A 24,564-nucleotide genomic window follows, 5' to 3' on the forward strand; every position below is an offset into this window, starting at 1 on the left:
GAGTATAAAAGTAAGCGAACGGTCGTGCTACTTGTTTCGCGTGATCGGGGGAGGGAGGAGGGGCGGCGCCAACAGCGCCTCAGGGCATGGGCAGTTCAGACGACGGCGCAGGCTCGGGTGCCGGGTCGGGATCGCGTACCGATGAAGGGTCGGGCGCGGGCGACGGCTCGGGCGCCGACGCCGGGTCGGTCGCTGCCGCGCGCAGCCGGGTCGCGATGGCGACGCGTGCCCGGCGGTAGGCCACCGACTCGTCGTGCAGGACGGAGACGGCGTTGGCGCTCTCCATCAACGCGACCAGCTCGAAGGCCAGTTGCGGCACGTCCGTGTCGGCGTGGAGTTCACCGAGGTCGCGTGCCTCCGTGATGACCTGCTCCACATGGGCCGTCCAGGCGCGCTGGGCCTCCGCGACCGCGTCGTGCACGGGGCCGGTACGGGCGTCGAACTCGGCGATGACCTCGTAGAAGAAGCAGCCGCCCGGGAAGACCCGGCCCCGGGAGTAGTCGAGCCAGCGCTCGCACAGCCGCCACAACCGGCCGGTCCCGGCGGGGAGTTCGGCGGCGGGCGCGATGACCTGCTCGACGTAGACGCGCGAGGCCTCGCGCACGGTGGCCAGTTGCAGCTCCTCCTTGGAGCCGAACAGGGCGAAGACACCGCTCTTGCTGAGCCCGAGTTCGGTCGCGAGGCGTCCCACGGAGAGGGCTTCCAGGCCCTCGGCCGAGGCGATGTCGACGGTACGGCGCAGCACCGACTGGCGGGTGCGGTTGCCCCGTTCGACCCTGCCGTCCAGTCGTGTCATCGCCTGTCCTCCCGCCGGCCGTCCGTCATCCGCCTACTGCCGGTCGAGACGCAGTGCCGGATGGTCGGCGACCACCGTGCAGGAACCCGGGGCGATCTCCGTGAAGCCCGCGTCGCGCACCAGCGGCAGTCCGCTCGTGACGAGGCGCTCCCACCGGTCGGGGGCGGCCGTGCGGACGGCCAGCGGGAAACCGGCCTCGATCCAGGCCGTGCGGTCCTCGCCGGACAGCTCCCACCAGGCCAGCTGGGCGCCGTGGCCCGCCTGGGCCATCGCCTTGCCCGCCGACATGTCCAGGTCCGGGCTCAGCCACAGTACGGGCGTGGCCGCGTCGGGGTCCGCGGGCGGCTCCGGGTCGTCGAGGTCCGTGCCGGAGACCTGGAGGCGGGCCAGCTCCTTGGGCCAGCCGTCGAGCGGGACCGGCGGGAAGACGCGGACCTCGGCGGACTTGCCGGTGACGGTGATGCCGGGCAGGGCCTCCGCGCGGCGCCACTCCGCGCCGCGGGCCCGGCGGACGACCTTGCGGATGCGGGCGTCCTGCCAGTCGCGGACCGCCTGGGCCCATTCGCCCTCGCCGAGCGAGCGGTCGTCGCTGAGGAGGGTCAGGACTGCGCGGGCGGCGGTCTCCAGGGCGTCCGTGCGGGCGGGTGGTTCGGTCCGTTCGATACGGACGACCAGGGGGAGCACGAACTGCGGTGCGTCGTCGCTCGGGGTGGGGGTCGTCGTTTCGTCGCTGCTCACGTGCTCAGTCTGCCAGTCGGGTGTGCGGGGGTGGTGACGTGCGGGTACGTCGTAGCTGGCCGCGCAGTTCCCCGCGCCCCTAAAAGACTGCGCCGTTCCCCGCGCCCCTGGGTAGGGGCGCGGGGAACGGCGCAATCCTTTTACGCCTCGTCCAGACGCTTCAGCTCCGCGGCTGAGAGGTTCAGGTCCGCCGCCGCCGCCGAGTCGCGGATGGTTTCCGGGCGGGAGGAGCCCGGGATCGGGATCGTCACCGGGGCCTTCGCGAGGATCCACGCCAGGCAGACCTGCTGCGCGCTCACCCCGTGCTCACCCGCCACCTCCGCGAACGCGGCGTACCGCGAACCCAGTTCACCCGCCTTCGAGATCCCGCCGAGCGGACTCCACGGCAGGAACGCGATGCCGAGTTCCGCGCACAGCTCCAACTCCGGCTCGCTGGAGCGGAACGCCGGCGAGAACTGGTTCTGCACGCTCACCAGCCGCCCGCCCAGGATCTCGTTGGCCTGCCGGATCTGGTCGGGGTCGGCGTTGGAGACACCCGCGAAGCGGATCTTGCCCGCGTCCAGCAGATCGCGGATCGCGCCGACCGACTCCGCGTAGGGGACCTTCGGGTCCGGCCGGTGGAACTGGTAGAGCCCGATGGCCTCGACGCCGAGTCGTTCGAGCGAGGCGTCGCACGCCGTCTTCAGGTACTCCGGCGAGCCGTTCAGCGTCCACGAACCGTCGCCCGGACGCAGATGTCCGCCCTTCGTCGCGATCAGCACGTCCGAGGTGTCACCGCCGTACGAGGCCACCGCGCGGGCGATCAGCGACTCGTTGTGGCCGACCTCGTGGGCGTCCCGGTGATAGGCGTCCGCGGTGTCGAAGAGCGTGACGCCCGCGTCCAGCGCCGCGTGCACGGCCGCGACCGAACGCGCTTCGTCCGGACGGCCCTCGATGGACATCGGCATCCCGCCCAGACCGATCGCTCCGACCCGGACGTCACCGATGGTGCGTGTCTGCATGGAGGCTCCTCCTGGGGGTTCGTTCGGTACGTCCCAGCCTCCACCGTGACGTTTTTGCCGTCCAACAAGAGAATGCGATCGCTTTGAGCGACCCCGGTGATGAATCGGCCCCCGGCCGTCCCGTCAGATCAGCTCCGACACCTTCACGAACCGGTAGCCGCGCTCCCGCAGCTCCGGGACGATCGTGCGCAGGGCCTCCTCCGTCGCCGGGGCCGCGCTGCGCGTGCAGTGCATGACGACCACCGAACCGGGCCGTACGCCGTCCAGCACCTGCCGCGCCACGGCGTCCGCGTCCGTCGCGAACGCGTCCCCGCTCACCACGTCCCACTGCACGGCCGTCACACCGGTGCCGCTCAGCGCCTTGAGCGCCCGCTGGTCGTAGCAGCCGCCGGGGAAGCGGAAGTACGGCATCGGGTGCTCGATCCCCGCCGCGCGGAACGCGGTGAACGCCCGCTCCACGTCCGCCCGCATCCCGGACGCGGGAACGGTCGGCAGCCCGTAGCAGTCCTCGGTGAAGGCGTGATGGCTGTAGGAGTGGTTCGCGACCTCGAAGAGCGGATCGCGTCCGATGGCCCGCGCCTGCCGGGGGTACTCCTCGGCCCAGCGCCCCGTCATGAACACGGTCGCCGGCACCTTCAGCCGTCGCAGTGTCCTGATCAGCCGCGGGTTGTCGAACCGTTCCCCGGCGGCAGCCCGGGGCCCCTGGTCGGCCGTCATGTCGGCGTCGAAGGTCAGGGCGACCGTCCTGTCGCGCGCCCCGGCCGCCTTCATGAAGACGGGGGTCAGTCCGCCAGGACCCGGGGCGAGGGTGGGCGGCCGGGAGGGCGCGGTGACCGCGGGCGCGGGGGCCGTGGCGGCGCGGGGGGCGTCGGGAGCGCCGCACGCCGCGAGGGCGACCGCGCCCGCCGTCGTGAGTACACAGGCGGCGGTGGCCCTCTTCAGGCACAGGAAGATCTTCACGCGGGCGACATTAACCGGATGAATAGGAAAAACCGGTTATATCGCTTTCAGTGTCGATCCTGTACGGGTACGGGTGCGGGGGAGGTGCTGGTCAGCCCTCCTCCTGGAGGCGCTTCCGGCAGGCCTCCACATCGAAGTCCGGCTGCGGATACTGCGGGTCCAGTGCCGTCAGATGCTCCAGCAGCAGCCGGCTGATCGCCCAGTTCCGGTACCACTTGCGGTCGGCGGGGATCACGTACCAGGGGGCGGCGTCGGAGGAGCAGCGTTCGAGGGCGATCTCGTACGCCTCCTGGTAGGCGGGCCACAGGGCCCGGTCGTCGATGTCCGACGGGCTGAACTTCCAGTGCTTGCGCGGGTTGGCGAGCCGGCGCAGGAGACGCAGGCGCTGCTCCTCGAACGAGATGTGCAGGAAGCACTTCACGAGGGTCATGCCGTCGTCGGCGAGGGCCCGCTCGAAGTCGTTGATCCGGCCGTACCGGGACTCGATCTCGGCGCGCGGGGCCAGCTCGCGGACGCGGCCGACGAGGACGTCCTCGTAGTGGGAGCGGTCGAAGACGCCGATCTCGCCGTGCTGGGGGAGCCGCCGCCTGACGCGCCAGAGGAAGTCGTGCTGCTGCTCCTCGGGGGTCGGCGCCTTGAAGCCGTGGACGCGGCAGCCGACGGGGTTGAAGAGCCCGATGACGTGCTTGACCGTGCCGCCCTTGCCGCTGGTGTCCATGCCCTGGAGGACCAGGAGGACCCGGCGGTGGTCACCGGCGGTGCTCGCCGCCCAGAGGCGTTCCTGGAGGTTGGCGAGGGGTTCGGCCATCCGGGTGATGGCGGCGAGGCCGTCGGACTTGGACCTGGGCGCAGTCGCCCCGCCGGGGGTCGCCGAGGCGTCGTACGAGGAGAGGGAGATCCGTTCGCCGACCGGGACGCGCAGCACCTCGCGGACGGCGGGGGCGCTCTCCGCGGCCCGCGAGGTGCTGCGCGTCCCGTCCTCACCGGACCCGCTGCCCCGCGTGTCCTTCCTGCCCTTGCTGTCCTTCTTGGCCATCGCGCATCCCTTCGGGGCGGTTCTCTCGATCCTGCGCCGCGGGGGCGGGGGCCGCTACCCGCGGCGCACCCGCCCCCGGACCAGGCGACCGCTACGGCCGCCGGGTGCCCCGGGAAACGCAGGTCACTACCTGCTCCAGGGGCCCGTCACCGCGAACGTCGTCCCCGGCGTGTAGCAGTTCACGTACATCGTCCGGCCGTCGGGCGAGAAGGTGACGCCCGCGAACTCGCCCCACTCGGGGGCGTCCGGCGTGCCGATGTTCTGCCGGTTGCGGGCCATCGGGTACACCTCGCCGCGCCGGGTCACGCCGTACACGTGCTGCGCGCCCCCGCCGTCCTCGCAGACCATCAGACCGCCGCTGGGGGCGAGGCAGATGTTGTCGGGGGACTCGCCGGGCAGCTGGATGTCGGTGTCGGGACCGAAGACGATCACCAGCGTGAGCCGGCGGGCACCGGGCTCGTACCGCCAGATCTGGCCGTAGTGGTCGGCCGCGGAGCCCTCGCCGCTGTGCGCGAAGGAGGACACGAAGTAGACGGACGAGCCGCCCCAGTAGCAGCCCTCCAGCTTCTGGGCGTGGGTGATGCCCTTGGGGCCGAAGTCCTGGAGCCGGATGGGGGTTTGGGCCGCGAGCGGGTCCGGTACGTCGACCCACTCGACGCGGTCGAAGCTCGCCCCCGTCTCCTGGATCGAGGAGAGGTCGGGGACACCCGGTACGCGCATCGCCTGGAGCCGGCCGCCCGCGCGGAGCGAACCGCGCCCGCCCTCGGGCCTGTCGGGCAGGAAGCGGTAGAAGAGGCCGAAGGGCTTGAGGAAGGCGTCCTCGGTCTCGTAGACGACACCGCGCTTCGGGTCGACGGCGATCGCCTCGTGCTGGAAGCGGCCCATCGCGGTCAGCGGCACGGCCCCGGTGCGGTGGGGGTCCACCGGGTCGACCTCGAAGATGAAGCCGTGGTCCTTGGTGTAGCCGTTGGTGCCGGCCTTGTCCTCGGTCTCCTCGCAGGTCAGCCAGGTGCCCCAAGGGGTGGGCCCGCCCGCGCAGTTGACGGCCGTACCGGCGATCGCGACCCGTTCGCCGACCACGTTCCCGCGCTGGTCGAGGGTCAGCGCCGTACAGCCGCCCTTGCCCGTCGGGTCGTAGGTGAGGCCGTCGACCGCCGGGACCGGGATCCTGCCGGTGTTGCGGTTCTCGTGGTTGCGGACCAGGTGGACGCGGCCGTGTCTGCCGGCGAAGGCGGACATGCCGTCGTGGTTGCTCGGCACCTGGCCCTCGCCGGAGCGGAGTTCGTCGCCCTCGCGGGACAGCACCCGGTAGCGGAAACCTTTCGGCAGGTCCAGCAGACCGTCCGGGTCGGGGAGCAGGGGGCCGTAACCGGAGTGGCCCAGTGCGGCGGCCGTACCCGTGAAGAGTTCCGATACGGCACCGGTGAAGGCGATGCCGACTCCCAGGGCTCCGGAGCGGGCCAGCACCTCGCGTCGTGTTGCGGACATGGGGCAACCTTCCTGTTGGCGGACAGGAGTACGTGACCCGCTTGTGTGTATCACGTGGTCCCGATCACGTGAACCACGCGCGTAGCGTGGCGTTCCCGCGCGCCGCCGGACGACCCGGACAGCCCGAAGGGCCCGGTGCGGAACTCGTGGGGAGTCCGCACCGGGCCCCTCGGGCGGCGGCTTCGGTGCCTACGGAGCCGCAGTGGTGACCTTCACCGGCTCGGTCCCCTTCTCGCTGTGCCGCTGCGACCAGTTCTCCAGCGCCGTACGGCACGCGTGGTCCAGGTGATGCAGCCCGGCCAGGTCCACGGTCACCGGACGGTCCTTCGGCAGCGCCTCCAGCTCGTCCAGTATCTTCGGCAGCCGCAGGAAGGTGGCGTTGCCCGACAGGTACGCCTGCACCGGGCCCGCCCCCTTGTCTATGACCTCCAGCTTGATGTGCGAGGCCTCCCAGGCGGTCTTCGCGACGGCGAGCGCGAGCCCGATCAGCACGCCCTCGAACATGTTCACCGCGACGATCGACACGGCCGTGACCATGAGGATCAGCGCCTCGCCCCGGTGCCCGCGCCACAGCGCCGCGATCGAGCGCAGCGGGATCAGCTTCCAGCCCGCGTGCACCAGGATGCCCGCGAGCGCGGGCAGCGGGATGTACGCGAGTACGGACGGCAGCAGCGCCGCGAACAGCAGCAGCCACACCCCGTGCAGCACCCGGGACGCCTTGGTGCGGGCGCCCGCGGACACGTTCGCCGAACTGCGCACGATCACGGCGGTCATCGGCAGCGCGCCGAGCAGCCCGCAGACCGTGTTGCCCGCGCCCTGCGCCATCAGTTCCTTGTCGTACTCGGTGCGCGGCCCGTCGTGCAGCCGGTCCACGGCGGCGGCGCTGAACAGCGACTCCGCCGACGCGATCAGCACGAACGCCAGGATCGTGCCGAGCACGCCCACGCTCGCCAGCCCGCCGACGGCTTCGAGCCCCGGCAGCTGGATCGAGTCGAGCAGTCCGCGTACCTCCACCGTCGCCACGGGCAGGTCGAACGCCAGGGTCGCGAGCGTGGCGAGCGCCACCGCGGCCAGTGCCCCCGGCACCGTACGGACCTTGGCCGGCAGGTGCTTCCACAGCACGAGTACGGCGACGGTGGCGGCGCCGAGCCCGACGGAGACCAGTGCCGTGGTGGACCCGGCGGAGTCGGCGACCAGCCCCGGCAGCCCGGCGAGCTTGTCCAGACCCGAGGCGGGGGCCTCGGCGCCGGCCACCGAATAGAGCTGGCCGGCGATCAGGACCAGCCCGATGCCCGCCAGCATGCCCTCCACGACGGCCACCGAGATGGCCCGGAAGTAGCGCCCCAGCTTCATGGCGCCCATGGCGAGTTGGATCAGCCCGGTGGCCAGGACGATGACACCGAGCACGGCGAGGCCGTACTCGCGCACCGCCTCGAAGACCAGCACGGTCAGACCCGCGGCCGGGCCCGACACCTGGAGGCTGCTGCCGGGCAGCAGTCCGGTGACCAGACCGCCCACGATGCCGGTGATCAGGCCGAGTTCGGCGGGTACGCCCGACGCCACGGCGACGCCCACGCACAGCGGCAGGGCCACCAGGAAGACGACGAGCGAGGCGGTGAAGTCCTGCCGCAGGAAGGGGAATCGCGTTCGCCGGCCCGGATCCGTTCCTTCGGTGGCCGAGGGCGTGCCCGTCGCGGCGCTCACAGCGCCTCGAAGGAGTCGGAGCGGACGTCGTGCGCGAGGACGGACCCGGTGTGGACCTCGTAGAACCAGCCGTGCAGGCGCAGTTGACCGCCCGTCAGCCGCCGTTCCACGCACGGGTACGAGCGCAGCCGCAGGAGTTGGGTCAGTACGTGGTTCTGCACGGCCTCGGTGACGGTCGGGTCCTCGGTGGCGCCGTCGGGCCGCGGGGTGGAGTGCGCGAGCCAGTCGCGGACGGCGGGTACGGCGGTCAGGTCGTCGCCGCGTACCAGCGCGCCGACGGCACCGCAGTGGGAGTGGCCGCAGACGACGATGTCGGTGACCCCGAGCACCTCCACCGCGTACTCGACGGTGGCCGCCTCGCTGGTGGGCTGTGCGGAGGTGTGCGGGGGGACGATGTTGCCCGCGGTGCGCAGTTCGAAGAGTTCACCGGGCCGGGCTCCGGTGATCAGGGCCGGGACGACCCGCGAGTCGGAGCAGGTGATGAACAGGACCTGCGGGGACTGGCCTTCGGCGAGTCGGGCGAACTCCTCCGGGCGGTCCGCGGACTGCTTGCGGAAGGAGCGTGCGTGATCGATGAGGGGCTGCATGTGTCAGTTCCTCCTGGCGCGCATATGCGAGCGCGTCGGCCTACAAAACGGAGCGCATGCGGGTACGGCGACATGACCCCACGTCGACGCGCTCGGCGGACGTGGCGTGGTGAGGGGTGGGTCAGGTCGGAGTCGCTTCGTGCCCGTTGGTCAGGTCAGCAGCGGAAGACCTGGAGGGCTGCCGTGGAGTGGGCCGCGGAGGATCTGGTCGCGCGGTGGTGCGCCGCGGGGGCCGCGGTGTGCGACGGGTCCTCGTGGGCGACCGCGACGTCCTTGCAGAGCAGGAGGCGCGCGGCGGCCGGGGTGACGTGGTCCGCGACACGGATCCGCTCACGGGTGCGCAGCGGGCCGGTCGGGCCGTGCGAGTGCGAGGTGTCGCCACAGGTGACGAACTCGGCCCTGGTCTGGGGGCCGTCACCGGGGCCGGCGAGTTGGGTCGTGTGCGCGGATGCGAACGTCGGTGCGAACGCCGTGGTGGAGGCGGAGAGCTGCAGGGCCAGCAGGACGGCGGCGAGAACGGCGAACAGCGTGCGGACCGTCGTACCTCGTCGCATGGGCCCCCTCTCCGCCGTCTCCAGGTCATGTCTTCCCTTGCTGACACGAACGTTAACTCGGGAAGTTGTTTGCAGGGTTAACTTAACGTTTCACCCTGAAGAGAGGCTGAAGAGGGCCGAAGAGCGCCGGTGACAGGCCGGAAACCGCCGGGGGTACGACGGTCGGCCCTGCACGACGGTCAGTTCTGTACGGCGGTCAGTTCTGTACGACGGTGTACGACGGTCAGTGCTGTACGAGGCCCTTGGCGTCCCGCGCCAGTGCCGTGAGCCGGGAGATCGCGCGGAAGTACTTCTTGCGGTAGCCGCCGTTCAGCATCTCCTCGCTGAACAGCTTGTCGAACGGCATCCCCGAGGCCAGTACCGGCACCTCGCGGTCGTACAGCCGGTCGGCGAGGACGACGAGCCGCAGCGCGGTGGACTGGTCCGGAACCGGCTGCACGTCCGTGAGGCAGACCGCCTCGATCCCGTCCGTCAGCGCGCCGTACCGGCTGGGGTGCACCCGGGCCAGATGGTCGAGCAGATGCGGGAAGTCGTCGAGCGAGGCACCGGGCGTGGCATACGCGGCCTTCGTGACCTGCTCGTCCGAGTACGGGGCCGGGGCCTCGGGCAGTCCGCGGTGGCGGTAGTCGTCACCGTCGATGCGCAGCGACCTGAAGTGGGCCGACAGGCCCTGGATCTCGCGCAGGAAGTCGACCGAGGCGAACCGGCCCTCGCCGAGCTTGCCCGGCAGCGTGTTCGAGGTCGCGGCGAGCGCCACCCCCGCCTCGACCAGCCGGCCGAGCAGACTCGACACGAGGACCGTGTCGCCGGGGTCGTCGAGCTCGAACTCGTCGATGCAGAGCAGCCGGTGGCCGCTCAGCGTCCGCACGGTCTGCTGGAAACCGAGGGCGCCTACCAGGTTCGTCAGCTCCACGAACGTGCCGAAGGCCTTGAGCGCGGGCTCCGCCGGGGTCGCGTGCCAGAGGGAGGCGAGCAGGTGCGTCTTGCCGACGCCGTAACCGCCGTCGAGGTAGACACCGCGGGGGCCGGCCGGGGCCTTGGCAGGCTTCTTGCCGAACCCGAGGCCGAGGAACCCGCGCTTTCCGGAGCCGGCGGATTGCGTCCCGCCGAGACCCGCCGCGAAGTCGGCCAGGACGCGCACGGCCTCGGTCTGGCTCGGCTGGTTCGGATCCGGGATGTACGTGTCGAAGCGGACCGAGTCGAAGCGCGGCGGCGGCACCATCTCGGCGACCAGCCGGTCCGCGGGGACGCGCGGCTCGCGGGCGCACAGGGACGCCGGGGTCGCGTCGGCTGTCGGGCCGGTTCCGGAAGCGGTGGTGGAGGTTGACACGGTTCCCCACTCTACGTCTCGTGCCAGACTGCACGACATGCGACGCCTGTTCCCTGTGACCGACGTGACCGACGCGACAACAGCCCCGGCCTCGGACGGGGTACCGGGTACACCGGGCACAAAGGACGTGGCCCGGGAATGGGGGCTCGACGAACTGGCCGAGGCGTACGCCTATCCACCGGGCGCCGCGGGACCCGAGGGGCCCGAGCCGTGGCTGCGGGCCAACATGGTCTCCACGCTCGACGGGGCCGCCCAGCACGACGGGCGTTCGCAGCCCATCTCCAGCGCCGCCGACATGCGGATCTTCGGCACGCTGCGGGGGCTCGCGGACGTCGTGATCGTCGGTGCGGAAACGGTACGCCAGGAGGGTTACCGGCCCTCGCGGGCCCGCGAGGACTTCGCCGCGCGCCGGGCCGCGGCGGGACAGGGCCCGGCGCCCGCGATCGCCGTGGTGAGCGCGAGCCTCGACCTGGACTTCTCGCTTCCGCTCTTCACCTCGCCGCTGCTTCCCACCCTGCTGCTCACGGGGGCCGCGGCGGCGCCCGACCGGATCGCCGCCGTGGAGAAGGCCGGCGCGCGGGTCGTGATCGCGGGCGACGGCATGGGGGTGGAGCCCGCACGGGCCGTCCGCGCGCTCGCCGGCCTGGGGCTGCGCCGGCTCCTGACGGAGGGCGGGCCCCGGCTGCTCGGCCAGCTGGTCGCGGCCGGTGTCCTCGACGAGCTGTGTCTGACGGTGTCCCCCATGCTCACCGTCGGGGACGCCCAGCGCATCGCGGGCGGCCCGTCCGTCGCGGTGCCGAGCCGGTTCGAACTGACGTCTTTGCTGGAGGAGGACGGGTTCCTCTTCAGCCGTTACCGTCGGACCTGACCATCGGACCTGACCGTCGGAGCCGATCAAGGAATCGGGAGTACGGACAGAGAAGTGGAATCGGCTGTTCCGGTTGGCTTTCGCCGGGCACACCGAAAATCGCAGTCCCCGTGCGGTCACGGGGCAGGATGGTTTCCGCAGGGGTCTACGAACGGCCCACGGATGAGAAGGGCGTTTGTCGTGTTCACGAGCGTATTGATGATCGAGAAGGCCCTCACCTCCGCGGACGTGGAATTCGTCACCACCTTGCACGGCGACGAGGGAGTGGACTTCCACGTACTGCTCCAGCCGCGCGGCGACCAGGCGGACCGGCTGCTGCGGGCGATCGACGACGTGGCCCTCGGTGAGCTGGACGAGGCGGCCCGCGAGAACGAGACGCCCGAAGGGGCGGAGGCGGTCGGCCAGGGGCAGCGGGCCCTGGAGGTGTCGCTGGTGGCGTTGCGGGCCACCGGCAGCGCGGCCGAGGGGCGGCTGATCGAGGCGCATCCGCTGGACGCGCTGAAGGGGCTGGTCGACGAGGTCGGGGCGGACGAGGTCATCGTGCTGACCGATCCGCACTACGTCGAGGAGTTCTTCCACCGCGACTGGGCGTCCCGGGCGCGGCACAAGGTGGGGGTACCGGTGCTGAAGCTGTTCTCCCACAGCAAGGTGTGACGCTGCCGCTGTGGTTTGGCGGGGGCGCGGTGGGGGCCCGGAGCCACCGTACGCGGCCCGTCCGCGGCGGCCCGCGCAGCCTGTGGGCGCTTCTCCCGAGTTGCCCATAGGGGCCTTACGGATGCGGGCCCGGTTGGTGCTGGCCGCGCAGTTCCCCGCGCCCCTTGGAGGGGCTGCGCCCTATCAGGGGCGCGGGGAACGGCGCAGTCTTTTGTCTTTGCGGGGCGCGGGGAACGGCGCAGTCTTTTGTCCTTGAGGGGCGCGGGGAACTGCGCAGGCCGGTGGGGGCCGGTCGCGCCCCCGCGGGGCGGCCCCCGGCCCTTGCGAGGGTCGGCGGGGCGGACGCAATAGGCTGGGGCGCTCACCGTCACAGCCGCATCCTGGGAGAAACACGTATGGCACCCGGCCTTCCTACCGCCATGGATCGACCGCACTTCATCGGCATCGGCGGCGCCGGGATGTCGGGCATCGCGAAGATCCTCGCGCAGCGCGGGGCAGCGGTGGCGGGCAGCGACGCCAAGGACTCCGCGACCGCCGAGGCGCTGCGCGCGCTGGGCGCCACGGTCCACCTCGGGCACGCCGCGGAGCACCTGGCGGCGGACGCCACCTGCGTGGTCGTCTCCTCGGCGATCCGCGCGGACAACCCGGAGCTGGCCCGCGCCGCCGAGCTGGGCATCCCGGTCGTCCACCGCTCGGACGCCCTCGCCCGCCTGATGGACGGCCTGCGGCCGATCGCGGTGGCCGGCACGCACGGCAAGACGACCACGACGTCGATGCTGGCCGTGTCCCTGTCGACCCTGGGTCTGGACCCCTCCTACGCGATCGGCGGCGACCTCGACGTCCCCGGATCCAACGCCCTGCACGGCGACGGCGAGATCTTCGTCGCCGAGGCCGACGAATCGGACCGCAGCTTCCACAAGTACGCGCCCGAGGTGGCGATCGTGCTGAACGTGGAGCTGGACCACCACGCCAACTACGCGTCCATGGACGAGATCTACGAGTCCTTCGAGACGTTCGCCGGCAAGATCGTGCCCGGCGGCACCCTGGTGATCGCCGCGGACCAGCAGGGCGCGCGCGAGCTGACCCGGCGGCTGCCGGACGGCATCAGGGACACCGTCGAGGTGGTGACGTACGGCGAGTCGAAGGACGCGGACGTACGCGTGCTGTCCGTCGTCCCGCAGGGCCTGAAGAGCGAGGTGACCGTCGAACTGGACGGCTCCACGCTCACCTTCACGGTCTCGGTGCCCGGCCGCCACTACGCGCACAACGCGGTGGCGGCGCTGGCGGCCGGCGTGGCCCTCGGCATCCCCGCGGCCGAACTGGCCCCCGCCCTCGCCTCGTACACGGGTGTGAAGCGGCGCCTCCAGCTCAAGGGCGAGGAGGCGGGCGTGCAGGTCATCGACTCGTACGCGCACCACCCCACCGAGATGACGGCGGACCTGGAGGCGATGAGGGCGGCGGCGGGCGACTCCCGCATCCTGGTCGTCTTCCAGCCCCACCTCTTCTCGCGCACCCAGGAACTGGGCAAGGAGATGGGCCAGGCCCTGTCCCTGGCGGACGCCTCGCTGGTCCTGGACATCTACCCGGCCCGCGAGGACCCGATCGAGGGTGTGACCAGCGAGCTGATCATCGACGCGGCATGGGCGGCCGGCGCGGACGTGACGCCGGTGCATGACATGTCACAGGTACCCGCGGTGGTGGCGGGAATGGCGAAGCCCGGTGATCTCGTTCTCACCATGGGTGCGGGAGACGTGACGGACCTCGGGCCCGAGATCCTGACCCGTCTGTCGAAGTAGCCGTACCAGAGAAGTAGCCGTACCTGAGTTGAGGGGTTGAGCTTCATGTCCTACGACATCGAAAAGCCGGACGAGCAGTGGCGTGCGGAGCTGAGCCCGGCCGAGTACACCGTCCTGCGCCAGGCCGGCACGGAGCCGGCGTTCCGCGGTGAGTACACCGACACCAAGACGACCGGCGTCTACTCCTGCCGGGCCTGTGGCGCCGACCTCTTCACCTCCACGGAGAAGTTCGAGTCGCACTGCGGCTGGCCGTCCTTCTACGACCCGAAGGACACCGACGCGGTCGAGCTGATCGAGGACCGCTCCCACGGGATGTCGCGGACCGAGGTGCGCTGTGCCAGGTGCGGCTCGCACCTGGGGCACGTCTTCGAGGGCGAGGGGTACGCGACACCGACCGACCAGCGGTACTGCATCAACAGCATCTCGCTGCGGCTGACGCCGGCCGAGAGCTGACGAGGCCGGTCCGAACGAACGGGATACCGAGGGCGGGCCGAGCGGACGTGTACGTACGTCTGCTCGGCCCGCCCTCGGTCGTCAGGGGCGGCCGTTCGGCGTCGATACGATGGGGCGCCCGTGTTTCGGAGTCGGCGGAGGGAGGCTGGGCGTGACGGACCGGCGGCAGCGTTCCCCGCGGCGGGGACAGGGTGAGCTGGAGGCGCAGGTCCTGTCGGCCCTGCGCGCGGGGGAGGGGCCCGCGACGGCGGGCCGGGTACAGGAGCGGCTCGGGGGTGATCTCGCCTATACGACGGTGATCACGATCCTGACCCGGTTGCTGGCCAAGGGTGCGGTGACCCGGGAGCGTGCCGGCCGGTCCTTCGTGTGGACCCCGGCGTCGGACGAGGCGGGTCTGGCCGCCCGCCGGATGCGCCGGGTCCTCGACGGCGAGCGGGACCGGGAGGCGGTACTCGCCAGCTTCGTGACATCCCTGGAGCCCGGCGACGAACGGCTGCTGCGAGAACTGCTGGCCCACCCCGAGGCCCAGCTCGCCCACCCCGAGGCGCAGCCCGCCCACCCCGAGGCGGAGAGGGAAGACTGAAGCCTCATGGGGGTGTTCGTCTTTCTGCCGCTGGTCCTGCCGTTGACGGCGTGGCCGATCGCCCGGCTCGCCGAGCAGCGGCTGTATCCGCGGACCGCCACCCGGCTGCTGACCGGGCTCGCCGTGGTCATGGCGGTGTGCAGCACGGTGTGCCTGGGGCTGCTGATGGTGGTCGGCACGGCACAGCTGCCCGGCAACCCGCTGCCCGACGGCTGGTCGGATCCCGAGGTGCGCGAGGCGGTGCCGTACGACGAGATCGCCGGGAAGCTGGCCATCCCGGCCCTGCTCGCGGTGCTGCTGGTCTGCGGGCGCACGCTGTGGCGGCACGGGCGGGTCCGCCGACGCGCCCACCTGGCACTCGCCGACCTGCCCGGCACCGAGGTGGCCGTCCTGCCCGACGAGGTGCCGTACGCGTACGCCCTCCCCGGCGGGCGGCGGGACCGGGTGGTGGTGACCACCGCGCTGCTCGCCTGCCTCGAACCGGCCGAGCGGCGTGCTCTGTTCGCCCATGAGCGCGCCCATCTCGCCGCCCGGCACCACCGGTTCCTGCTCGCCGCCCGGCTGGCGGCGCGCGCCAACCCGTTCCTGCGTCCGCTGTGCACGGCCGTGTCCTACACGGCGGAACGGTGGGCGGACGAGGAGGCCGCTCGGACGGTCGGCAGCCGCAGGGCCGTGGCGCGCGCGATCGGCAAGGCCGCGCTGGTCTCCCGCGGCACCCCGGTGTCCACGCTCGCGGGTCTCGCCGCGCCGGGCCCGATACCGCGCCGGGTCGCCGCGCTGCTCGGCCCCGCGCCCGTGCCGCGCACCTGGCCGTCGGTGTTCACCTCGGTGGGCCTCGCCGCCTGGGGCGCGGCCGCCGGGACCGCGGTGTCCGCCCTGTCCTCCGCGAACTCCGCGGTGACGATGGTCCTCATCCTGTATGCGGCGACGCCCCTGTGAGGACGCGCAGGGCGGCCGACCGGCCGGGTGAGCCGTGAGTCGTACCCGCCTCCCCTCCGTATCTCTACATAAATGTAGAGTTTCGCCGTCCGGAATGCAGGAACGCACAAACGCAGGACGCACAAACGCAGGAACGCAGGAACGCGGCACACAAGAACGCGGCACACAAGAACGCGGCACACAGGAACGCAGGAGCGTCGAGCGCTCATGACTAGGGGTCGGCCGAGGGTGGCCGAGCGGGAGGAAGGGGCGCCTGTGGGCGATAGGGGACAACGGCGGCAGGCTCCGGCCGGAAGCAGGCCGGCGCGCTCCGCGCGATCCGCGCCACCGGCGCGCTCGGCGCGGGCGAGGGGTTCGGCACGCGCACGGGGTCCGGCACGGGCGCCGAGGACGAGGCTGACGCGGCGGGGCCGGATCCTGGCCTGGACGGCGGGGGTGTTCGCGGTGCTCGTCCTCGGCTCGGCCGGGGTGGGCGCCTGGATATACCAGGACCTGAACGGGAACATCGGCGCCGCCGACATAGACAACAAGCTCGGCGGGGACCGTCCCGTCAATCTCAGCCCCGGCTCGAAGAACATCCTGGTCGTCGGCTCGGACAGCCGCGACGGCGCCAACGCGAAGTACGGCAGCGACCTGACCACCATGCAGTCGGACACCCTGATGGTGATGCACGTCCCCGCGAACCGGAAATGGGCGACCGTGGTGTCCTTCCCGCGCGACTCGTGGGTGCGGATATCCGCGTGCGAGAAGGGCGACGACACCACCGCCGCGGCGCACCACGCCAAGATCAACGAGGCGTTCGCGATCGGCGGGAGCACCGGCGAGGTCGCCGGCGCCGCCGCCTGCACCATCAAGACGGTCGAGGCGAACACCGGACTGCGCATCGACCACTTCATGTCCGTCGACTTCCAGGGCTTCAAGGGCATGGTCAACGCCCTGGACGGCATCGAGGTCTGCCCCGAGCAGGCCATCCACGACGACAAGGCCCACCTGGACCTGGAAGCCGGCTGCCAGACCGTCAAGGACGAGGAGGCGCTCGGCTACGTACGCGCCCGGTACAGCGTCGGCGACGGCTCCGACCTCGGACGCATCGGCCGTCAGCAGGAGTTCATGCAGGCGCTGGCCAAGAAGGCGCAGTCCAAACTGACCAGCCCGACCTCGCTGTACGACTTCCTGCAGTCGGCCACGAAGTCCCTGACCACGGACAAGGACCTCGCCGGTATCAAGCCGCTGTACGGCCTGGCCTCCGAGGTGAAGGGCATCCCCAGCAAGAGGCTGACCTTCCTCACCGTGCCCAACTACCCGCGTGAGGCGGACGTGGCCACCGACAAGGCCAATGTCGTGTGGCAGTACCCGCAGGCCGGCGACCTGTTCACCTCCCTGGCCAAGGACAAGGAGGTCGACAAGAAGGCGCTGCAGGCCGCCGCCAAGGACGACTTGATCTACGCGTCCGGTGTCCGCGTCCAGGTCCTCAACGGCACCGGCGTCTCGGGCCGCGCCGCCGTCGTCGCCGCGAAACTGCGCCAGGCCGGGTTCACCGTCGTCGGCACGGGCAACGCCCCGGAGACGACCCGCGCCACCACGGCCACCTATCCGCAGGGAATGGGCGCGCAGGCGAAGGTGCTCGCGTCCCGGCTGCCCGACACCAGGGCCGCACAGGGGTCGGACGCCGCCGCGGGCGTGGTGACCCTCGTGGTGGGAACCGGCCTCGACCCCGAGGGCATCCTGTGACCCCGCCGGGCGGGAGGCGGGGCGGCTGAGGTCACAGCCAGGTGGTCGCCAGCCAGGCGGTCGCCGCGGCCGTGAGGAGGAGCGTGATGTTGAGGGCGATCCGGCGGTCCCCGAGCTTCAGGTGCACCGCGGTCGCGCCGATCTGCAGGATCACGAACCCGACGGCCGCGGCCAGGGCCAGCCAGGGCGCGATGCCGGTCAGCGGCGGGAGGATCAGCCCGATCGCGCCCAGGACCTCGATCACGCCGATCGCCCTGACGGCCGGCATCGGCGTGCTGTCCACCCAGGCCATCATCGGCCGCAGCGCGTCACGGCTCTTCACCACCTTCACCCCGCCCCCGTAGAGGTAGAAGAGGGCGAGCAGGCCGGCGACGATCCAGTACGCGAGTTCGAGTGCGTCAGTCATGCCTCGATCCCACTGCGGGGGCACCCCGGCTGTCCAAGACCCTTTTCGGCGCCTCGATACCGTACGGGTATCGTGGCGCCCATGGAGCTACGGACGCTGCGCTACTTCGTGGCGGTCGCCGAGGAACTCCACTTCGGCCGGGCCGCCACCCGGCTGCACATCAGCCAGCCGCCGCTGAGCCGGGCGATCCAGCGCCTGGAGAGCGAGCTGGGAGCAGCGCTGTTCGACCGGTCCTCCGCCGGGGTCGCGCTCACTCCGGCCGGGACGCTGCTGCTCGACGAGGCGCGTGACCTGCTCGGCCGGGCCGACCGGATCCGCGAACGCGTGGCCTCGGCGGCCGGTGCCGCGATCCTCACCGTCGGCCTCCTCGGGGACAGCACGGACCCGGGTGTGATCGGGCTGGCCGCGGCCCATCGCCGCCGGTACCCGCACGTCGAGGTCCGCGTCCGTGAGACCGACCTCAGCGATCCGACCTGCGGACTGCGCGCCGGATCGGTCGACATCGCCCTGACCCGGGGGCCGTTCGACGAGACCGGCCTGGACGTGCGTGAACTGCGGGCCGACCCCGTGGGGGCGCTGCTGCGCGCCGACGATCCGCTGGCCCGTCGGGAGAGCCTGAAGCTGGCCGACCTGACCGGCCGCCGCTGGTTCCGGTTCCCGGCGGGCACCGACCCGCTCTGGCAGTCGTACTGGAGCGGCGGGGAGCCCCGCGAGGGGCCGGTGGTGCGCGCCGTGCAGGAGTGCCGGCAGGCCGTTCTGTGGAACGGCACGGTCGGTATGACGCTCCTGGACCATGTGCCGGCGCGTGGGCTCACGGTGGTACCGCTGATCGACATGGAGCCGAGCCGGGTGGTGGTGGCCTGGAAGCAGGGCGACACGAACCCCGTCATCCGCTCGTTCGTCCGGATCGCGGCCGCCGCCTACGGATGACGGGCGAGGGTGTCCGTCGGCGGGATGGCGGGCGAGGGGTGTCCGTCGGCCGCGCCGGGTAGTCTCCGGCGCATGCGGATCTCCGTCTCCTCGGACATGGACGAACCCGTGGCCCGCGCGCTCGTCGCGGAACTGCGCGAGCGCGGCCACGAGGTGCTGGCGCACGGGGCGTTGCGGCCCGGCGGCGACGCGCGGTGGGCGGTGTGTTCGGAGGCGGCGGCCCGCGATGTCGCCGCCGGACGCGCGGACCAGGCGGTGGTGTGCTGCTGGACCGGTACGGGCGCGTCGCTCGCCGCGAACAAGGTGACGGGCGTACGGGCCGCGCTGTGCACGGACGCCTACACGGCCCAGGGAGCCCGCCGCTGGAACGACGCCAACGTGCTGGCCCTCGGGCTGCGGCTGACGTCCGGACCGCTGCTCAAGGAGATCCTCGACGCGTGGTTCGACGCCGAGCCCAGCACGGACGCCGACGACCGCGAGAACGTGTCGCACGTGACGCGCCTCGACCTCGGTCCCGGCGGCACGGCTCCGTAGCCGCCCCGGGCACCGGCCTCGCTCACAGCACCCTGCGGTGCACCAGCGCCGACAGGACCAGCGCGCCCGGCAGCAGCGGCACCCAGATCGTCAGGACGCGGTAGCCGACGACGGTCGCCGCCGCGATGCCCACGGGGGCGCCGAACGCGACCATGGTGAACACCAGCGCCGCGTCCACGGGCCCGATGCCGCCGGGTGCGGGCACGGCTCCGACCGCCGTACTGGCCAGGAGCAGCGCGAGGACCACCTGGGCCCAGGTCAGCGGGAGTCCGAGCGAGAAGCCGACCGTGGCGATCACGCTTCCCTGCAGCAGCGGGGTCGCCGCAGAACCGCCCCAGAGGGCGATGATCCGGGCGGGCCGCCGGTGCAGCAGCCGTACGTCGGTCAGGGCGGTGCGTACGCAGTCCAGGGCCGGGCGGCGCAGCGGCCGTACGGTCGTCACGAGCAGCGCGGCCGTGCCGAACCCGGCGGCGACGGACCCGGCGACCAGGGCCACGGTCCGTCGGTCCGGGAGCAGTTCACCGAGGTGGAGCAGTTCCGGGTAGGCCACCACGAAGACCAGCAGCACCATCGTCTTGGCGATCGGTCTGACCAGGGTGTACAGCGCGATCGAGGCGGTGGCGCGGGCCAGGGGTATGCCACGGGCCTGGAGGAAGCGCAGGGTCACGGCGTGGGCGCCGATGCTCGCCGGGAGCACATGGTTCGCCGCACCGGCGGCGAACTGCGACGCGAGCAGCAGTCCGGGTGGCAGCCGGTCCGGGATGGCGCCCTGGCGTACGCAGGCGGCGGCCACCCAGCCCAGGCAGGTGCACAGCACCGCGGCCAGCAGCCACCACGGGTCGGCGGCGGCCAGCCTGGCGGTCCCGTCGCGGACGGTCCGCCAGTCGACCGTCGCCCACGCCGCGATCAGCAGCAGGGGCAGCAGCGTCAGGGCCCAGCGGACCGGGCGCCCGATGGCGGGCAGGCGGGAAGGAGCGGGATCGGAGGAGAGCGCCGGAGCCGGATCGAGGGGGAGCACCGGAGCCGGATCGCGGGAGGGGATGAGAGTCGGGACGGGAGAAGGGGCGGGCGTGGGGAGCGCCCGGGGGACGGATTCGAGCGGGAGCGAGGACACGGCGCACGTCGTCCTTCCGCGTCATACCCGCGCGGCGCGGGCGGACGGTCACGGCGAGGCAGGAGGGGGACGGCCGCAACATGCCCACCCGGTGTGACGCCATGGTGTCCGCAAGCCGACGGGGCGTGGACGGCCCGCCGTCGCGCACACGGCTCCGGCTTCTTTGTTGTGCCCACGCCCACCGACTCTCAAGCCAGGCTGCCGGGCCGCCCGCTTCCGTCGCCCTGCGCCGAGGTCGCTATCAACTGGTCGATCAGCGCGATCAGTACGTCCCGGCACGAGTCCCGGTCCCGGGCGTCGCACAGGAGCACATGCGCGTTCTCGGGCAGCGCCAGGGCCTCCCGGATCTCCTCCGGCGAGTACGGATGCTCGCCGTGGAAGCCGTTGACGCCGACGACGAACTGGATGCCGCGCCGCTCGAAGAAGTCGATGGCGGCGAAGCTGGACTCCGGGCGGCGCACGTCGACCAGCACCACGGCCCCCAGGGCGCCGATGGCCAGGTCGTTCCACATGAACCAGAACCGCTGCTGGCCGGGTGTGCCGAAGAGATACAGCACGAGTTCCTGGCTGAGCGTGATCCGCCCGAAGTCCAGGGCCACGGTGGTGGCGTGCTTCTCCGGGATGCCGCCCAGGTCGTCGACGCCCAGGCCGGCCGCGGTGAGCGGTTCCTCGGTGCGCAGCGGCACGATCTCGCTGACCGAGCCGACCATGGTGGTCTTGCCCACGCCGAACCCGCCGGCGATCAGGATCTTCACCGTGTCGGGTGCTGAGGTCCCCTGGATGACGGGGTCAGAGCCGGCCAAGGCCGTCCCTCACTTTCTGCAGCAGGTCCAAGTCCGAGGTGCGGGAGATCTCCCGCGGTGCCCGGGCGGTGATCCGCCCCGCCTCCAGCAGATCGCAGAGCATGATGCACACCACGCTCACCGGCAGGTCGAGCTGGGCGGCGAGTTCCGCCACCACGACCGGCTTCGCGCACAGCCGCAGGATCCGCGCGTGCTCGGGCTGCGGCCGCGCGGCCCGGGCGGGCGGCGGATCCACCGTGGTGACCGACGTGATGAGGGTGAAGTCGGCGCGGCTGGGCCGGGTGCGCCCGCCGGTCAGCGTGAACGGCCGGACGAGACGGCCCGCCGAATCGCCTCCGTTCACTTCACTCGCCGGAGTCGGTGGCGACACCGGCTCGCGGTGCCGCGCTGAGGTGCTCGCCGATCTTCTTCACCAGCATGTTCATCTGGTACGCGACCACTCCGACGTCCGCGCCCCGGTTGGTGAGCACGGCCAGATGGGCGCCGGGTCCCGCCGTGGTGAGGATCAGATAGCTGTTGGCCATCTCGATGAGCGCCTGCCGTACGGGGCCGCCGCGGAAGTCCATGCTGACGCCCTTGCTGAGGCTCATCAGACCGGACGCGGTCGCCGCCAGCCGCTCGGCGTCGTCCCGCAGGAACCCCGTGGACCTGCTGACGACCAGTCCGTCCTCGGAGAGCACGACGGCTTGGTTCACCTCGGCGACCCGGTCCACCAGTCCGGTGAGCAGCTGGTCGAGCTGACTGTGCGTGGCAGGGATGGGGCGTGTCATTTCTCTGTCCTTCATGAGCGGTCAGCGGGCGGAGTCGAGGTGACGGAAGCGCCGTCGGGCGCGGCTTCTTCCCCTTGGTCGTACGACGGATCCGCGTCGTTGTCACGCGCCTGGAGTGTTCCGCGCTGGAATCCGGCGAGGGAGGAGGCCGCGCGTTCCGCGGTGAAGTCGTCCAGGGAGTTGTCGGCCTCGTCGGCAGTGCCGGTCACGGAGTCCTCACGCAACTCGGCGGCCAGACTGGTCTGTGGAACCCGGCGGGGCAGCGCCTTGAGGCCGTCGCGCGCCGTGCGGCCGCCCGGCTCGGCGCGGCCCGCACCGGTACGGCCCGTACCGGCATGGCCCGCACCGCCGTGGTCCGCGTCGGTATAGCTCGTATCGGCGCGGCCCGCGTCGGAACGGCCCGCCTCGGGGCGGGGTCTGACGGTGCCGGTCCGTGCCGCGGGTACCTCGGCGCTGCGCGCGTGGGCGACGGGCTGCGCCTCCCGCGGGCGTTCGTGGGCGGGCCCGTCCGCCGCGGTGTCCCCGCCGTCCCCGGTGTCCCGCGCGGTCGTGCTCTTCGCGGCGGAGGCGACGGCGACGGCGGTCCGGGCCGGTTCCCCGGTCTGCCTCCGCGCCTCGTCGGCTCCCCGCGCGCCCCCGGCGGCGGACTCCGGGGACTCGCGCACCACGATCTCGTACGGGATCAGCACGATCGCGGTCGTGCCCCCGTACGGCGAGGGGCGCAGCGTGACGGTGATGCCGTGCCGGTTGGCCAGCCGGGCGATCACGAACATGCCGAGCCGCAGGTCGTCGGCGAGGGCCACCACGTCGAACTGCGGAGGCACCGCCAACTGGGCGTTGAACGACGCGTAGTCGTCCTCGGACATGCCCAGACCGCGGTCCTCGATCTCCACCGCGAGACCCTTGGCCACCAGCCCGGCCCGCACCCCGACGGGGCTGGGCGCGGGCGAGTACGTGGTCGCGTTGTCGATCAGCTCGGCCAGCAGGTGGATGACGTCGGCCACCGCGGGCGGGGCGAGGAAGACCTCCTCGTCGGTCTGCACCTCCACGCGCTGGTACTCGGCGACCTCGCCGACCGCGCTGCGCAGGATGTCGATCAGGGCGACCGGCTCGGTCCAGCTGCGGCCGGGCCGCTCACCGCTGATGATGACCAGGTTCTCCTCGTAGCGGCGCAACTGGCTGGCCGTGGAGTCGAGTTCGTACAGTCCCTTGAGGATGTTCGGGTCCTGGTGCTCGCGTTCCAGCGCGTCGAGCTTGGTGAGCTGGAGGTTGACCAGGTTCTGGCTCTGCCGGGCGATGCCGAGGATGACCTTCTGGAAACCGCGCCGGGTGTCGGCGAGTTCCACCGCGGTGTTGACCGCCGTGCGCTGGGCGGTGTTGAACGCCTGCGCCACCTGGCCGAGTTCGTCCTGGCCGTAGTCCAGCTCGGGGGTCGCGGACTCCACGTCGACCGTCTCGCCGCGGTCGAGCCGCGCGACCACGTCGGGCAGCCGCTCCTCGGCGAGGCCCAGGGTCGCGATCCGCAGCCCGCGCAGCCGCCGGGACAGGGAGCGGGTGATGCGCCAGGACATGAAGACGCACACCAGCAGGGCGACGAGTCCGGCGGCGCTCAGCGCGGCGGCCTTGATCAGCAGCGCCTCGGCCTGGTCGTCACTGCGTTCGAGCAGCGCCGCCGTCTCCTGCTGGATCAGGGTGGAGTACTGCAGCCTGAGCTTGTCGTACGCCGAGTCCCAGCGCTTCTCCGCGTCGGGGAGGTCGATCCGCCCGTCGCCGTCCTTGGCCCGCGCCGCCAGCACCTGCTCCTCGACGGTCTCCAGGGACTTCCAGTCCGAGCCCTGGAGGATCCGTTCGGTCTGTGTCTTGACCGAGCCGCGCAGCGACGGGACGAGCTGGTCCTCGACGAGGAAGCGCCGGGCGTTGACCAGTTGGGTGAAGTGGCTCCACGACTCGTCGTCGAGCCGGCCCGCCGGCCACACCAGGTGGAGCTGGGCGTCCTCCTGGGAGACCAGTTCCGCCGAGTGTTCGAGGGCGACGAGCGGGCCCGCCTGCGAGGTGAGTTCGCCGTCGTCGACCTGCGAGATCTCCTGGAACGCGTGGATCTGGTCGTCGATGATCGACGTGTACTGGTCCAGCGCCTGCTCGGGGGTGATGTCGGTGGGGTTGTCCACCTGCCCCCGGTAGTACTCCAGGCTCCCCACCGACGCGATGACCGAGTACATCCGGTCGCGGATACGGGTGGGCGCCTCCCGGATCCGGTCGGACTGGCCGACCAGCGTCGCGATGGCCTTGTCGGTACGCTCCCGCTGCGCGTCCAGGGCCGTACGGGAACCGTCGGGCGAGGCCAGCAGCACGGCCGACAGGCTGCGCTCCTTCTGCAGCGCCAGCGTCGCGTCGGTACCCATGGCCCCGGTCGACCGGCTGAGCCCGGTCTGGTCCCGCAGCCGCAGGCCCTCGGAGAACATCTGGATCGTCGTCACACCCCACATGGCGGCGAGGGTGACGCTGGGAACCAGGGCCAGCAGGATCAGCGAGAGACGTATGGAGCCGAGACGGCGGCGGGCGCCTGTCCGTGGAGACATCGTCGTCCTAGAGCGATCAGCGGTGAGCAGAGGTCAGTCGCGGGGGAGTTCGGGCGGTCGCGGGGGTGTCGGATCGTCGGCAGGGCAGCGGACGGGCGCGCCTGATGAGCGCGTGTCCTGTACACACAGGGGGTCCGCAGGATGCTATCCGTACAAGTGACCGTACGCACCGTGAGTACCCCAAACCTTGTCATCGCCGTTATAAGGCGA

25 protein-coding genes are annotated in these 24,564 nt (G+C 71.8%); 9 read left to right on the top strand and 16 right to left on the bottom strand.

Features of this window, described 5'->3' with window-relative positions:
* Window positions 1–79: 79 nt before the first annotated feature.
* From IE278_RS09030 to zapE, 10 genes are all read right to left on the bottom strand, one after another.
* The gene (locus IE278_RS09030) at window positions 80–796 is read right to left on the bottom strand and encodes a TetR/AcrR family transcriptional regulator (protein WP_189770542.1); all 717 of its coding nucleotides are present in this window, start codon (window positions 794–796) and stop codon (window positions 80–82) included.
* A gap of 33 nt (window positions 797–829) precedes the next feature.
* Window positions 830–1,534, bottom strand: coding sequence for a peptidyl-tRNA hydrolase (locus IE278_RS09035; RefSeq protein ID WP_189770543.1), 705 nt, complete (start codon window positions 1,532–1,534; stop codon window positions 830–832).
* 140 nt (window positions 1,535–1,674) lie between these two features.
* On the bottom strand, window positions 1,675–2,535 hold the full coding sequence (locus tag IE278_RS09040) for an aldo/keto reductase (RefSeq protein ID WP_189770544.1): 861 nt from the start codon (window positions 2,533–2,535) through the stop codon (window positions 1,675–1,677).
* A 123-nt stretch (window positions 2,536–2,658) separates the two neighbouring features.
* Window positions 2,659–3,489 (bottom strand): polysaccharide deacetylase family protein, encoded by an 831-nt coding sequence (locus IE278_RS09045; RefSeq protein ID WP_189770986.1) that lies wholly within the window; start codon window positions 3,487–3,489, stop codon window positions 2,659–2,661.
* Between the two features lie 97 nt (window positions 3,490–3,586).
* Window positions 3,587–4,531, bottom strand: coding sequence for a PPK2 family polyphosphate kinase (locus tag IE278_RS09050; RefSeq protein ID WP_189770545.1), 945 nt, complete (start codon window positions 4,529–4,531; stop codon window positions 3,587–3,589).
* 126 nt (window positions 4,532–4,657) lie between these two features.
* Complete coding sequence (locus IE278_RS09055; protein ID WP_189770546.1) at window positions 4,658–6,019, bottom strand: PhoX family protein; 1,362 nt, start codon at window positions 6,017–6,019, stop codon at window positions 4,658–4,660.
* Between the two features lie 189 nt (window positions 6,020–6,208).
* On the bottom strand, window positions 6,209–7,723 hold the full coding sequence (locus IE278_RS09060) for a SulP family inorganic anion transporter (protein ID WP_189770548.1): 1,515 nt from the start codon (window positions 7,721–7,723) through the stop codon (window positions 6,209–6,211).
* Entirely contained in the window at window positions 7,720–8,310 is a 591-nt protein-coding gene (locus IE278_RS09065) for a carbonic anhydrase (RefSeq protein WP_189770550.1), read from the bottom strand. The genes IE278_RS09060 and IE278_RS09065 overlap by 4 nt, the downstream gene beginning before the upstream one ends.
* Before the next feature lie 155 nt (window positions 8,311–8,465).
* Window positions 8,466–8,864, bottom strand: a complete 399-nt coding sequence (locus tag IE278_RS09070; protein ID WP_189770552.1) for a hypothetical protein — start codon at window positions 8,862–8,864, stop codon at window positions 8,466–8,468.
* 223 nt (window positions 8,865–9,087) lie between these two features.
* The gene (gene zapE, locus IE278_RS09075; RefSeq protein WP_189770557.1) at window positions 9,088–10,233 is read right to left on the bottom strand and encodes a cell division protein ZapE; all 1,146 of its coding nucleotides are present in this window, start codon (window positions 10,231–10,233) and stop codon (window positions 9,088–9,090) included.
* Between zapE and IE278_RS09080 the strand changes: the two genes are divergently transcribed.
* The 7 genes from IE278_RS09080 to IE278_RS09110 all read left to right on the top strand — a co-directional run bounded on the left by IE278_RS09080 (window position 10,232) and on the right by IE278_RS09110 (window position 17,218).
* The gene (locus tag IE278_RS09080) at window positions 10,232–11,062 is read left to right on the top strand and encodes a pyrimidine reductase family protein (RefSeq protein WP_189770559.1); all 831 of its coding nucleotides are present in this window, start codon (window positions 10,232–10,234) and stop codon (window positions 11,060–11,062) included. The two genes, zapE and IE278_RS09080, sit on opposite strands and share 2 nt — an antisense overlap.
* A 180-nt stretch (window positions 11,063–11,242) precedes the next feature.
* Window positions 11,243–11,716: an indole-3-glycerol phosphate synthase gene (locus tag IE278_RS09085; RefSeq protein WP_189770561.1), complete on the top strand. Its 474-nt coding sequence runs from the start codon at window positions 11,243–11,245 to the stop codon at window positions 11,714–11,716.
* 395 nt (window positions 11,717–12,111) lie between these two features.
* Window positions 12,112–13,512 carry a UDP-N-acetylmuramate--L-alanine ligase gene (gene murC, locus IE278_RS09090; protein ID WP_189770563.1) on the top strand — a complete coding sequence of 467 codons (1,401 nt, stop codon included), beginning with the start codon at window positions 12,112–12,114 and terminating at the stop codon, window positions 13,510–13,512.
* 45 nt (window positions 13,513–13,557) lie between these two features.
* Entirely contained in the window at window positions 13,558–13,965 is a 408-nt protein-coding gene (msrB, locus tag IE278_RS09095; RefSeq protein ID WP_189770565.1) for a peptide-methionine (R)-S-oxide reductase MsrB, read from the top strand.
* Between the two features lie 151 nt (window positions 13,966–14,116).
* Window positions 14,117–14,548 carry a BlaI/MecI/CopY family transcriptional regulator gene (locus IE278_RS09100; protein ID WP_189770567.1) on the top strand — a complete coding sequence of 144 codons (432 nt, stop codon included), beginning with the start codon at window positions 14,117–14,119 and terminating at the stop codon, window positions 14,546–14,548.
* 6 nt (window positions 14,549–14,554) lie between these two features.
* Window positions 14,555–15,487, top strand: a complete 933-nt coding sequence (locus IE278_RS09105; RefSeq protein WP_189770569.1) for a M56 family metallopeptidase — start codon at window positions 14,555–14,557, stop codon at window positions 15,485–15,487.
* Window positions 15,488–15,694: 207 nt separating this feature from the next.
* A complete protein-coding gene (locus IE278_RS09110; protein WP_435861450.1) occupies window positions 15,695–17,218 on the top strand; it encodes an LCP family protein in 1,524 nt (507 codons plus the stop codon).
* Between the two features lie 31 nt (window positions 17,219–17,249).
* Here the strand turns inward: IE278_RS09110 and IE278_RS09115 are convergent, their stop codons facing one another.
* Window positions 17,250–17,624: a DoxX family protein gene (locus IE278_RS09115; RefSeq protein WP_189770571.1), complete on the bottom strand. Its 375-nt coding sequence runs from the start codon at window positions 17,622–17,624 to the stop codon at window positions 17,250–17,252.
* A gap of 81 nt (window positions 17,625–17,705) precedes the next feature.
* Here IE278_RS09115 and IE278_RS09120 point away from each other — a divergent pair, with 81 nt between their 5' ends.
* Both IE278_RS09120 and IE278_RS09125 read left to right on the top strand, forming a co-directional pair.
* Window positions 17,706–18,554 carry a LysR family transcriptional regulator gene (locus tag IE278_RS09120; RefSeq protein ID WP_189770573.1) on the top strand — a complete coding sequence of 283 codons (849 nt, stop codon included), beginning with the start codon at window positions 17,706–17,708 and terminating at the stop codon, window positions 18,552–18,554.
* A gap of 72 nt (window positions 18,555–18,626) precedes the next feature.
* On the top strand, window positions 18,627–19,088 hold the full coding sequence (locus tag IE278_RS09125; protein WP_189770575.1) for an RpiB/LacA/LacB family sugar-phosphate isomerase: 462 nt from the start codon (window positions 18,627–18,629) through the stop codon (window positions 19,086–19,088).
* A 22-nt stretch (window positions 19,089–19,110) separates the two neighbouring features.
* Here the strand turns inward: IE278_RS09125 and IE278_RS09130 are convergent, their stop codons facing one another.
* The 5 genes from IE278_RS09130 to IE278_RS09150 form a co-directional block, all read right to left on the bottom strand.
* Window positions 19,111–20,202: a lysylphosphatidylglycerol synthase transmembrane domain-containing protein gene (locus IE278_RS09130; protein WP_189770585.1), complete on the bottom strand. Its 1,092-nt coding sequence runs from the start codon at window positions 20,200–20,202 to the stop codon at window positions 19,111–19,113.
* 188 nt (window positions 20,203–20,390) lie between these two features.
* Window positions 20,391–21,005, bottom strand: coding sequence for a GTP-binding protein (locus IE278_RS09135; RefSeq protein WP_189770587.1), 615 nt, complete (start codon window positions 21,003–21,005; stop codon window positions 20,391–20,393).
* The gene (locus IE278_RS09140; protein WP_189770589.1) at window positions 20,992–21,348 is read right to left on the bottom strand and encodes a DUF742 domain-containing protein; all 357 of its coding nucleotides are present in this window, start codon (window positions 21,346–21,348) and stop codon (window positions 20,992–20,994) included. The genes IE278_RS09135 and IE278_RS09140 overlap by 14 nt, the downstream gene beginning before the upstream one ends.
* Window position 21,349: 1 nt before the next feature.
* Window positions 21,350–21,775 (bottom strand): roadblock/LC7 domain-containing protein, encoded by a 426-nt coding sequence (locus IE278_RS09145; RefSeq protein ID WP_107021990.1) that lies wholly within the window; start codon window positions 21,773–21,775, stop codon window positions 21,350–21,352.
* Between the two features lie 11 nt (window positions 21,776–21,786).
* On the bottom strand, window positions 21,787–24,354 hold the full coding sequence (locus IE278_RS09150; RefSeq protein ID WP_189770591.1) for a sensor histidine kinase: 2,568 nt from the start codon (window positions 24,352–24,354) through the stop codon (window positions 21,787–21,789).
* Window positions 24,355–24,564: the final 210 nt, after the last annotated feature.

The organism is Streptomyces tauricus, from assembly GCF_014650955.1.
GTDB classification, from domain to species: Bacteria; Actinomycetota; Actinomycetes; order Streptomycetales; family Streptomycetaceae; genus Streptomyces; species Streptomyces tauricus.

Bases quoted from the DNA above. Each gene is read 5' to 3' on its own strand.
- IE278_RS09105 (WP_189770569.1), top strand. From the start codon at position 14,555: ATGGGGGTGTTCGTCTTTCTGCCGCTGGTCCTGCCGTTGACGGCGTGG.
- IE278_RS09120 (WP_189770573.1), top strand. From the start codon at position 17,706: ATGGAGCTACGGACGCTGCGCTACTTCGTGGCGGTCGCCGAGGAACTC.
- murC (WP_189770563.1), top strand. From the start codon at position 12,112: ATGGCACCCGGCCTTCCTACCGCCATGGATCGACCGCACTTCATCGGC.
- zapE (WP_189770557.1), bottom strand. From the start codon at position 10,233: ATGTCGTGCAGTCTGGCACGAGACGTAGAGTGGGGAACCGTGTCAACC.
- IE278_RS09050 (WP_189770545.1), bottom strand. From the start codon at position 4,531: ATGGCCAAGAAGGACAGCAAGGGCAGGAAGGACACGCGGGGCAGCGGG.
- IE278_RS09040 (WP_189770544.1), bottom strand. From the start codon at position 2,535: ATGCAGACACGCACCATCGGTGACGTCCGGGTCGGAGCGATCGGTCTG.
- IE278_RS09030 (WP_189770542.1), bottom strand. From the start codon at position 796: ATGACACGACTGGACGGCAGGGTCGAACGGGGCAACCGCACCCGCCAG.
- IE278_RS09115 (WP_189770571.1), bottom strand. From the start codon at position 17,624: ATGACTGACGCACTCGAACTCGCGTACTGGATCGTCGCCGGCCTGCTC.
- IE278_RS09125 (WP_189770575.1), top strand. From the start codon at position 18,627: ATGCGGATCTCCGTCTCCTCGGACATGGACGAACCCGTGGCCCGCGCG.
- IE278_RS09110 (WP_435861450.1), top strand. From the start codon at position 15,695: ATGACTAGGGGTCGGCCGAGGGTGGCCGAGCGGGAGGAAGGGGCGCCT.
- IE278_RS09070 (WP_189770552.1), bottom strand. From the start codon at position 8,864: ATGCGACGAGGTACGACGGTCCGCACGCTGTTCGCCGTTCTCGCCGCC.
- IE278_RS09145 (WP_107021990.1), bottom strand. From the start codon at position 21,775: ATGACACGCCCCATCCCTGCCACGCACAGTCAGCTCGACCAGCTGCTC.
- IE278_RS09150 (WP_189770591.1), bottom strand. From the start codon at position 24,354: ATGTCTCCACGGACAGGCGCCCGCCGCCGTCTCGGCTCCATACGTCTC.
- IE278_RS09080 (WP_189770559.1), top strand. From the start codon at position 10,232: ATGCGACGCCTGTTCCCTGTGACCGACGTGACCGACGCGACAACAGCC.
- msrB (WP_189770565.1), top strand. From the start codon at position 13,558: ATGTCCTACGACATCGAAAAGCCGGACGAGCAGTGGCGTGCGGAGCTG.
- IE278_RS09065 (WP_189770550.1), bottom strand. From the start codon at position 8,310: ATGCAGCCCCTCATCGATCACGCACGCTCCTTCCGCAAGCAGTCCGCG.
- IE278_RS09055 (WP_189770546.1), bottom strand. From the start codon at position 6,019: ATGTCCGCAACACGACGCGAGGTGCTGGCCCGCTCCGGAGCCCTGGGA.